Annotated in this window: 8 protein-coding genes; 2 read left to right on the top strand and 6 right to left on the bottom strand. The window is 71.6% G+C overall.

The window, feature by feature from the left end; genetic code table 11:
• Nucleotides 1-127: 127 nt before the first annotated feature.
• Nucleotides 128-301, top strand: coding sequence for a GNAT family N-acetyltransferase (locus ACFWTC_RS37775; protein WP_383932843.1), 174 nt, complete (start codon nt 128-130; stop codon nt 299-301).
• 4 nt (nt 302-305) lie between these two features.
• Here ACFWTC_RS37775 and ACFWTC_RS37780 read toward each other — a convergent pair whose 3' ends face one another.
• The 6 genes from ACFWTC_RS37780 to ACFWTC_RS37805 all read right to left on the bottom strand — a co-directional run bounded on the left by ACFWTC_RS37780 (nt 306) and on the right by ACFWTC_RS37805 (nt 7,476).
• Nucleotides 306-1,925 carry a type VI secretion protein gene (locus ACFWTC_RS37780; RefSeq protein ID WP_384030473.1) on the bottom strand — a complete coding sequence of 540 codons (1,620 nt, stop codon included), beginning with the start codon at nt 1,923-1,925 and terminating at the stop codon, nt 306-308.
• A gap of 2 nt (nt 1,926-1,927) precedes the next feature.
• The gene (locus ACFWTC_RS37785) at nt 1,928-3,343 is read right to left on the bottom strand and encodes an ATP-binding protein (RefSeq protein ID WP_384030475.1); all 1,416 of its coding nucleotides are present in this window, start codon (nt 3,341-3,343) and stop codon (nt 1,928-1,930) included.
• A 19-nt stretch (nt 3,344-3,362) separates the two neighbouring features.
• Nucleotides 3,363-4,925: an SCO6880 family protein gene (locus tag ACFWTC_RS37790; RefSeq protein WP_383932849.1), complete on the bottom strand. Its 1,563-nt coding sequence runs from the start codon at nt 4,923-4,925 to the stop codon at nt 3,363-3,365.
• Entirely contained in the window at nt 4,922-6,250 is a 1,329-nt protein-coding gene (locus ACFWTC_RS37795) for a hypothetical protein (protein WP_384030477.1), read from the bottom strand. The genes ACFWTC_RS37790 and ACFWTC_RS37795 overlap by 4 nt, the downstream gene beginning before the upstream one ends.
• Nucleotides 6,240-7,067 carry a hypothetical protein gene (locus ACFWTC_RS37800; RefSeq protein ID WP_384030479.1) on the bottom strand — a complete coding sequence of 276 codons (828 nt, stop codon included), beginning with the start codon at nt 7,065-7,067 and terminating at the stop codon, nt 6,240-6,242. The genes ACFWTC_RS37795 and ACFWTC_RS37800 overlap by 11 nt, the downstream gene beginning before the upstream one ends.
• A 100-nt stretch (nt 7,068-7,167) precedes the next feature.
• Nucleotides 7,168-7,476 (bottom strand): hypothetical protein, encoded by a 309-nt coding sequence (locus tag ACFWTC_RS37805; protein ID WP_031145169.1) that lies wholly within the window; start codon nt 7,474-7,476, stop codon nt 7,168-7,170.
• Nucleotides 7,477-7,880: 404 nt separating this feature from the next.
• Here ACFWTC_RS37805 and ACFWTC_RS37810 point away from each other — a divergent pair, with 404 nt between their 5' ends.
• A complete protein-coding gene (locus ACFWTC_RS37810) occupies nt 7,881-8,483 on the top strand; it encodes a hypothetical protein (protein ID WP_383932855.1) in 603 nt (200 codons plus the stop codon).
• Nucleotides 8,484-9,098 lie beyond the last annotated feature (615 nt).

Consider the following 9,098-nt stretch of genomic DNA (forward strand, 5'->3'; position numbering starts at 1 on the left):
GGGGGGACCCTGTGGGAGAGTAGGACGCCGCCGAACAATTATTGTGGGAAAGCCCCGCACCTTATGGTGCGGGGCTTTTCTGCGTTCCGGACCAGTTGGCGGAGCCGCGCTGGGCTGGGCCTGGTCGGTGCGGGAGCCGGGGCTGGAGCGCGTACGGCTCTTCGTGCACGAGGAGAACGCGCGGGCCGAGGCGTTCTACCGGCGGTTCGGGTTCCGGGCGAGCGGGCTGGTCGTGCCGGTGCCGGGGGACGCTTCGGCGAAGGAGCGGGAGTACGTGTTCCCCCGGCCGGCCGGGGTCTGAGGGCTCAGGGCAGGTCGGCCTGGGGCCAGCGGGAGCGGGCCTGTTCGCGGCTGCGGCAGAGTGCGAGCAGCGGGAGGGCGTCGTCTGCGAGCAGGTCCGGGAGCTGGGGGACGGGGGCCACGGCCGCCACGTCGTCCAGGATCAGGGAGAGTGGTGGGTCGAGCCGACCGCGGGATGACCGTGCGGCCATGCGGCGGCCGTGCTCGACCACGTGCGAGACGAGTGCGGTCAGCAACGGCATCGCACCCGGGTGGGTGCGGGGGTCTTCCAGCGGTTCGCCCACCACGTAGAGGCTGCCCCCTTCGCCGAGGAACGAAGCCAGGGTGAGGGAATCGGTTCGGTTCGGGGTGCAGGCCTCGCGGATGTGGATCGAGGCGAGGCAGGCGAGGGCACGGGCCGTCAGGTGCTGGGCGAGTTCCCGGCGTTCGGGGTGTGCGGTGAGGGCGCTTTCGAGCTCTCCGGCGGCGCCGGCCGCGGCGTGGGGGTGGGTGCGCAGAACGCGTACGGGTTCCTGGGCGTTGGTGCCCTGGGTCCAGCGGTGCAGGTGCTTGAAGGGGCGGTTGTCGAGGGCCGCCGCCTGGAGCCAGCTTCGCAGGAGCGTTTCGGCGGTGTCGGCGACCGCGGCGTCCATCCGGGCCTGGGGGCGGACGGGGGCCAGCAGGGCGGTCGCGCGGGCCGCGGCGGTGTCGCGGTCGGCGCAGCCCTCGGCCGGGTTCCAGTGCATGCGGGCCGGGGTGTCGCAGAGGTGCGAGGGGTCGTAGAGGAGGACCGGGCCGAGTTTGGCGCGGGCGTCCTTGGTCTCGGCCCAGAGGGCGGGGGACGAGGTCACGACGAGGGCGGCGCCCTCCGCGGCGGCGAGGGCCTGGGCGGCGAGGTGGTGGCGCTCGGCGGGGCCGGCGTAGGCCAGTCGGCGCGGCGGGGTGGTGACGGGCGTCGGGTCGGCGGGGGCGTAGCCGAAGCCGTAGCGGTAGGCCTCGTCCGCCGGCGGGCCGGTGCGGTCAGGGGTGCGGTTGGGGGCCGTGGGCCGTACGGGGCCGACCGGGGCCGCGGCGAGCGGTGCAGCGGCGGTCACGGGCGCGTGCAGCGGTGCGGGGACGTGGGGTAGGGAGTCGTGCAGGGTGGGGACGGAGTGCTGCGGGGCGGGGGCCGGTGGTACGGGAGCGTACGCGTGGGCCTTGGCCTCAGCGGGGTCGTGCGGGGCGGGCGGTGCCTGGGCTGGGTCGTGCGCTGCCGGGTTGCGATCGCGGGCGGCCTGGCGGGCGAGGGCGCGGCGGGACTTGGTGCGGGCGATCACGCCGATGCAGAAGACGGCCAGGACGAACATCACCAGGAGCTGACTGACGAACAGTCCCCAGAACAGGCCCCAGCCCGGGAGTGCCGCGGCGCTGGTGTCCGGCCAGGCGCCGGCGACGTCGTGGGGCTCCGCTATCAGGGCGCGGATGGCGGCCGGGGTCCGGGTGAAGGTGACGCTGTCCGGCCAGGCGCCCTTGGCGAAGAGGGCGGCCAGGCCGGTGGCCGTCCAGACCAGGACGGCCAGGCCGAGGAGGAAGCCGAGGAGGCCGAGGAGCAGGCCGTCGGGGATTCCGCCGCGGGCGGGCGCGTCCGTACGTCGTGCGTCGGGCATGGTCAGGCCACCGTGGTCGCGGCGCCCGGGCCGCCACGGCGGCGCTCGATGGACAGGGCCCGCTCCTCCGCCTCCAGTTCGGCGGCGAGCATGTCGTCGTGGAGGCGGGCGGGGGCGGAGGACTCGGTCATGGCGCGGTCGGTGTAGACGAGGGGGCGTTCGGCTTCGGTGATCAGGTGTTTGACCACCTGGACGTTGCCGTTGACGTCCCAGACCGCGATGCCGGGGGTGAGGGTGGGGATGATCTCGACGGCCCAGCGGGGCAGGCCGAGGACGAGGCCGGTGGCGCGGGCCTCGTCGGCCTTCTGGGCGTAGATGGTTCTGGTGGAGGCCATCTTGAGGATGGCCGCGGCTTCCCGGGCGGCCGCGCCGTCGACGACGTCGGAGAGGTGGTGGACGACGGCGACGAAGGACAGGCCGAGGCGGCGGCCGAACTTCAGGAGGCGCTGGAAGAGCTGGGCGACGAAGGGGCTGTTGATGATGTGCCAGGCTTCTTCGACGAGGAAGATGCGCTTCTTGCGGTCGGGCCGGATCCAGGTGTGCTCCAGCCAGACGCCGACGATCGCCATCAGGATGGGCATGGCGATGGAGTTGCGGTCGATGTGGGACAGGTCGAAGACGATGAGGGGCGCGTCGAGGTCGATGCCGACGGTGGTGGGGCCGTCGAACATGCCGCGCAGGTCGCCGTCGACGAGGCGGTCGATGACGAGGGCGACGTCGAGGCCCCAGGCCCGGACATCGTCTATGTCGACGTTCATCGCGAGGGCAGATTCGGGCTCCGGGTGGCGGAGCTGTTCGACGATGTCGGTGAGGACGGGCTGGCGGTTGCGGATGGTGTCGACGACGTAGGCGTGGGCGACCTTGAGGGCGAAGCCGGCGCGCTCGTCGAGGCCGTGGCCCATGGCGACTTCGATGATGGTGCGGAGCAGGGCGAGCTGCCCGGTCGTGGTGATGGCCGGGTCGAGCGGGTTGAGGCGGATGCCGTCGTCGTTCGCGGCGATCGGATCCAGGCGGATGGGGGTTATTCCCAGCTGCTGGGCGATCAGGTTCCATTCGCCGACGCCGTCCTCGCCCTGGGCGTCGAGGACGACGACCTGGCGGTCCTTGAAGCGGAGCTGGCGCAGGACGTACGTCTTCTCCAGGGCGGACTTGCCGTTGCCGGACTCGCCGAGGACCAGCCAGTGGGGGGCCGGGAGCTGCTGGCCGTACAGCTGGAAGGGGTCGTAGATGTAGCCCTTGCCGCTGTAGACCTCGCGGCCGATGATGACGCCGGAGTCGCCGAGGCCGGGGGCGGCAGTGGGCAGGTAGACGGCTTGCGCCTGCCCGGTGGAGGTGCGTACGGGCAGGCGCGTGGTTTCGACTTTGCCGAAGAGGAAGCTGGTGAAGGCGTCCGTCAGGGCGGACATGGGATCGCGCATGGGCGGCACTTCCTTCCGGCTAGCGTCGGATGCCGGTGGCGAACGGCAGGGTGTTGACGAAGGCGCGGTGGTGCTCGCGGTCGCACCACTCGAGCTTCAGGTAGGACTTGCCGGCGGAGGCGCGGATGGTGCGCTTGTCGCGGGCGAGGGCTTCCGGTGAACGCGAGGACACCGTGATGTACCCGACCAGGTTGACTCCTGCCGCACCGCTGGCGAGATCTTCACCCCTCTGGTCGAGCCGTCCGTGGGCGGCGATGTCGCGGGGGTCGACGGTGCGGTTCATCTTGGCGGCGCGGGAGGCGTCGGCCTCGTCGTTGGTCTTCTCGGTGAGCATCCGCTCGATGGCGATCTCGGTGGGTTCCAGGTCCATGGTGACGGCGACGGTGCGGATGACGTCGGGGGTGTGGACGAGGAGGGGGGCGAGGAAGTTGACGCCGACGGGTGTCATCGGCCATTCCTTCACCCAGGCGGTGGCGTGGCACCAGGGGGCGCGGGTGGAGGACTCGCGGGTCTTGGCCTGGAGGTAGGTGGGTTCCACCGCGTCGAGTTCGGCGGGCCAGGCGTTGCGCTTGGTCATGGCCTGGATGTGGTCGATGGGGTGGTCCGGGTCGTACATGGAGTGCACGAGGGAGGAGAGGCGGCCCTGGCCCAGCGGCTGGCGGACGCGGATGTCGGCTTCGGCGAGGCGGGCGCAGATGTCGGTGAGCTCGCGGGCCATGACGATGGCGAGGCCGGCGTCGCGGTCGAGCTTGCGGCCCTTCTGGGGGGTGGAGGCGCGGGCGATGGTGTGGGCCTCGGCGGAGAGTTCGCGCGTGTAGTGCATGCAGGCGACGAGGTACGCGCGGTGCTGCTCGGAGGAGGTGGACACCATCGACTGGAGCTGCTCGTAGGAGTCGCGGAGCCAGACGGGGGCCTGGGTGTCGCCGCGCTGGGCGACGTCCTTGGCGTGCGCGTCGGGGTCGGCGGGGAGGGTACGGGCGAGCATCTGGAGGCGGGTGACGAAGCCGTCGCCGTTGGCCACGTGCTTGAGGAGGGTGCCGAAGCGGTCGACGAGGGCTTCCTGGTCCTCGCTGTCGCGCAGGCCGACGCCGGGGCCCTCGATCTCGATGGCGGCGGTGACGGTCCTGCGGTCGGCGTGGAGGAGTACGGCGATCTCGTCGGGGCCGAAGGGGGCGGCGAGCCAGTTGATGCGGCCGATGCCGGGGGGCGGGCCGACCTCGACCTCGCGGCCGTCGGCGCCGCGGAAGCCGGCTTCCATGGCGCCGGACCGGTAGGTGGTGCCGCGGCGCAGGATGCGCTTGTAGCTGCGGCCGATCTCGAACCAGCGGTAGAAGGTGCGGCCCCTGTACGGGACGTACACGGCGGCGAGCGCGATCATGGGGAAGCCGGCGAGGCTGACGATGCGCAGGGTGAGGTCGGGGACGAGCAGTCCGCTCATCATGCCGAGGAACGCCCCCGCGATGATCAGGGCGATCTCGCCGGTCTCGCGGTTCTTTCCGACGATCGCGTTCGGCCGGGCCCGGCCGATGAGATACGTGCGGCGGGGCGCGACCGGGTGCATCTGGTGGGACTGGGTCGTCAACGCCCGTCACCTCCTGTGTTCCTCGTGCTCGAACTCGTGCTCGTGCGGGGCGGGGGTGCGGCGGAGGGGACAGATCCGCCGCCTGCTCCGCCGCCGGAGCCGCGGCTGCTGTGGGCGGCCACGCCTCCTGAGATGGGGTTGGCGGGGCGGGGCGCGCTGTGGGAGCCGCCGCCTCCGCCGTCGCCGCGGTGGGCGCCGCGGCTGCTGTGGGTCTTGATGCCCTGCGAGACGAGGGAGGCCGGGGAACTGATGACGGCGGCGGCCTGGGCGCCGTCGGTGGCCTTGCTGCGGCTGGAGCGGGCGGAGGCGATCTCGTCGCCGAAGCCGGGGACGAAGCGGTAGATCATCGCGGAGGCGAAGATCGCCAGCAGGATGATGGCGAGGCCGGTGACGACGGCGGAGAAGGCGTTGGGGCCCTTCTCGCCGGCCAGGGCGCCGGCGAGGCCGAGGACGATCACGATGACCGGCTTCACGAGGATGACGGCGATCATGATGCCGGCCCAGCGGCGGACGTGGCCCCAGAGGTTGCGGTCGACGAGTCCCGCGTAGACGACGACGCCGAGGAGGGCGCCGACGTAGAGGAGCGCGGCGCGGATGAACAGCTCGAGGTAGAGCACGCCGGCGGCGAGGACGGTGACGAGGGCGACGACGATCAGCATGATCGGGCCGCCGCCGATGTCGTCGCCCTTCTTGAGGGCTTCGGTGAAGGAGCCGAAGAAGACGTCGGTCTGGCCGCCGGTGGCGGAGGCGATGACCTCGGTGACGCCGTCGGTGGCGGAGACGATCGTGTAGAGGACGAGGGGGGTGAAGGCGGAGGCGAGGACGGTGAGCCAGAGGAAGCCGATGGCTTCGGAGATGGCGGTGGTGAGGGGGACGCCGCGGATGGCGCGCTTGGCGACGGCGAAGAGCCAGAGGACGAGGGTGAGGATGGTGGAGGCGGCGAAGACGACGGCGTACTGCTTGAGGAAGGTGTCGTTGGTGAAGTCGACTTCGGCGGTGCCCTTGACGGCTTCGCTGAGCTTGGTGACGATCCAGGCGGCGGCGTCGGCGCAGCCCTTGGCGAGGGAGGCTAGGGGGTTGAGGGCGTCGGCGGGGTCGTTGGGGGCGAGGCCGGGGGCGGCGGCGCCGCCGGTGGAGCCGCGTTCGCAGTACTGCCTGGCAGGTCCCGCGATGAGGGAGCAGGGGTCGCTGCTCGCACTCGGTGCGGGGGTCGGCGTGGGGGTCGGCGCGGCGACCGCGCGTGTGGCGCACCACCATGCCGCCGCCTGGACGGCGACGACTGAGGCAACGACCCGCCGCAGCAGGATGCGGGGGCTACCGGGCATAGGTGAACCCTCCGAACTCGTTGACAGCGCCTGCGATCTCATCCGAGGTGGAGACGGGGTTGTCGCCGGTCACGGGAGTGGGGCCGTCCTTCTGGGCCGTCTCCACCACCTTCCAGTCGGACCCGTTCCACTTGAGCGTCATCGAGATCGTGAACCAGCTGTTGGTGACCGGACGGGTGGACTTCTCTCCGGTCAGGCCGAACATTCCGAGGCACCAGACGTCGACGGACGCGCTGTCGCTCGCGAACTTCCGCACCTTCGCGCCGACCGGTACGGTGCGGCTCACGAACGTCGCACCGGCAGGGGCGAGACCGTCCTTGGTCAGTCCGATCTGGGACAGGAGGGCGGCGGAGTAGTCCGCGTCGAAGCCCGATTGCAGCGTGGCCCGCGTGCTCGCGTCGGATACGGCGTCCACGATGCCGTGTCGGCGGGCGGTGTTGAACATGCCGTCAGAGCCGAGGGCCACTGCGAAGTTCGACGCGGCAGACTGCGCACCCTGCTCGTTCTGGGCGAAACCCGACGGCACGCCGCCGTTCTTCCCGTCTACGGGTCGCTTGCCGGTCGGGGACGTCGACGAGCTCGACGGACCGTCCTGGGACTGGTCGGTGGTGGGGGTGTCCGGGGACTGGTTCGCGAACGCGATTGCCGCGATCAGGAGGACCACCACGCCGACCACCGTGATCAGGCTGCGGGAGGCGCGGGGGGTGCGGCGGGTGGGGCCGTACGCGTCCGTCGGGGAGTCGGGGAGGCGGGTGCGGGTCTGGCCCGTGCCGCCGACCTCGCCGTAGCCGCCGCCGTACTGGTCGTCGTTGCTCATTCCGTGTCGGCCCCCTCCGCGTCGTACGACGGTAGCGCTGGTTCCCGCGTAGGTGCGGTGTGGTGAGTTCTCATCAGGTACGGCCGCGGCGGCGGCCCGGCTAGACGGCCATTCCGTAGACGATGGTGAAGAGGGTGCCGAGGGAGCCGATGATGAAGACGCCCGTGAGGCCGGCCACGATCAGGCCCTTGCCCTGTTCCGCGCTGAACGTGTCGCGGAGGGCGGTCGCGCCGATGCGCTGCTTGGCCGCGCCCCAGATGGCGATGCCGAGGCAGAGGAGGATCGCGACGGCCATGACCACCTCGATCATGATCTTCGCCTCGTTGCCGAGGCTGCCGAAAGGGCCCCAGTTCGGGGCGATTCCGCCGATGATGGTGGTGATGTCGCCTTTTTCGGCTGCCAGGATCATGCAACTCACCGCCCCTGTACGGGTAGTTCCGGTAGCCCGTGCCCGACGGCATGGGTCACGCACTATCTTCGCTGATGAAACTGGCGCCGTCGTCGACTTGGTGGCTCTCTTTACCCGATCTCCCGGCCCGCGCACCGCCCGCGCGCTCTGACCTGGGCCGGGGTGGTGTGTATGCGAAAGAACGTATGGTTACTCTGTGTATCACGGGGGGTGACGTCGGGCAATGATTGTCGTCTCGGCGTACGGGGGGCGGGTCGAGGGGCCGCCGTTCGGCGCAGTGGTGGGGCGTGTCGTTGGGCCGACTCGCTGACATATGTCCGACATTCCGTCAGTCATTCGATCTCTATGCGGGATTGCGCGCGATGCTCCACGTCGATCGGTACGGCGACGGAAGGAGTGGACGGATGGGTTCCGCAATCAGGGCGGGTCGGCGTGCTTGGCTGGCCGGTGGTCTCGCGATGCCGCTGGCACTCGCGCTCACGGGTGTCTCGGCCCAGGCCGTGGCGGCCGCACCGGGGGTGGGCGGAGCTGCGGGGGCTGCGGCCGTCGCCGCGTGCGGCAAGGGCGGTTCCGGGTACGACGGGGACCGCGCGGCCTGTACCGGCCCCAAGGGGCCCAAGGGAGACCGGGGTCCGGCGGGTCCCAGGGGGCCGAAGGGTGACCGGGGTCCGGCGGGTCAGCCGGGCCACCCGGGGCCGTGCGCGGACATCGACACCGTCGGGGTGCCGGGCTCGCAGTCGGGCGCCGAGTACAGCGGGGTGGTGAACCGGGGGAAGGTCTACGTCGGGTACCGGTTCGCGGCGAACCGCGGTTACGTGTGGCGGGACCTGAGCCGCTCCGTGACGCCGGGGCAGCCGCGGGACGCCTGTGGCGTGTCGGTGAAGCTCGCGGGCGACCGGGTCTACGTGAAGGTGCTCACCGTCAGGGGCGACCTGTACGAGAACTCGTGCGCCACGGCGGGACTGGACTGCAGCCAGGGCTGGTCGGCGGTGATCCGGCCGGCCTGAGCCGGTGGCGAGGGGCGTCGTGACCGGGTGATCCGGTGACCGGGTGGTCGGGCCGGTCGCGGCGCCCTCGTGCGCGTCGTGCCGGAGGGCGTGGTGCCTACGCGGAGTCATCGGGGCCGGCGGGGCGCCGGCGGCCGGGCGTGGTCCGTCGGTGCGCCGGTGGTCGGGGGGCGTGCGGGTTCGCGAGGGGCGCATACATGTCTGGTGGACGCCCGTGCGGGACGTTCGGACTGGCGCGCGTGGAGCAGGGATTCTCGTACGGGGAACAGCTCGACGGCCGGGTGCGGCACTGCCTGCTGCGGCGGGCGGATCTGCCCGGCGTGGTGCGGATCTTTAACGCAATGCACGCCGGACGGCCGTGGACCCGGGGCCGGGAGTGGCGAGCTGGGACGGTCGGGCGCCGCAGGGGACGTGGAAGCCGGGGTCGGAGCTGCTGGTGCTGGAGGGCGGGGGCGGGGTGGTTTCCGGGTGGCGGGGCGCAAGGGCTGCCGGTGCCGCACGCGCACGTGCTGGACCGGTACTAGTAGGGCTTGGTCAGGTCGGTTGTGGTTGAGCGTGTCCTTCTGGCCCGGTGTTGCGTTGAGGGGGCGTGACTCCGGACGAGATTGTGTCTGT

The sequence above is a fragment of the Streptomyces sp. NPDC058619 genome (genome assembly GCF_042717785.1).
Lineage (GTDB): Bacteria > Actinomycetota > Actinomycetes > Streptomycetales > Streptomycetaceae > Streptomyces.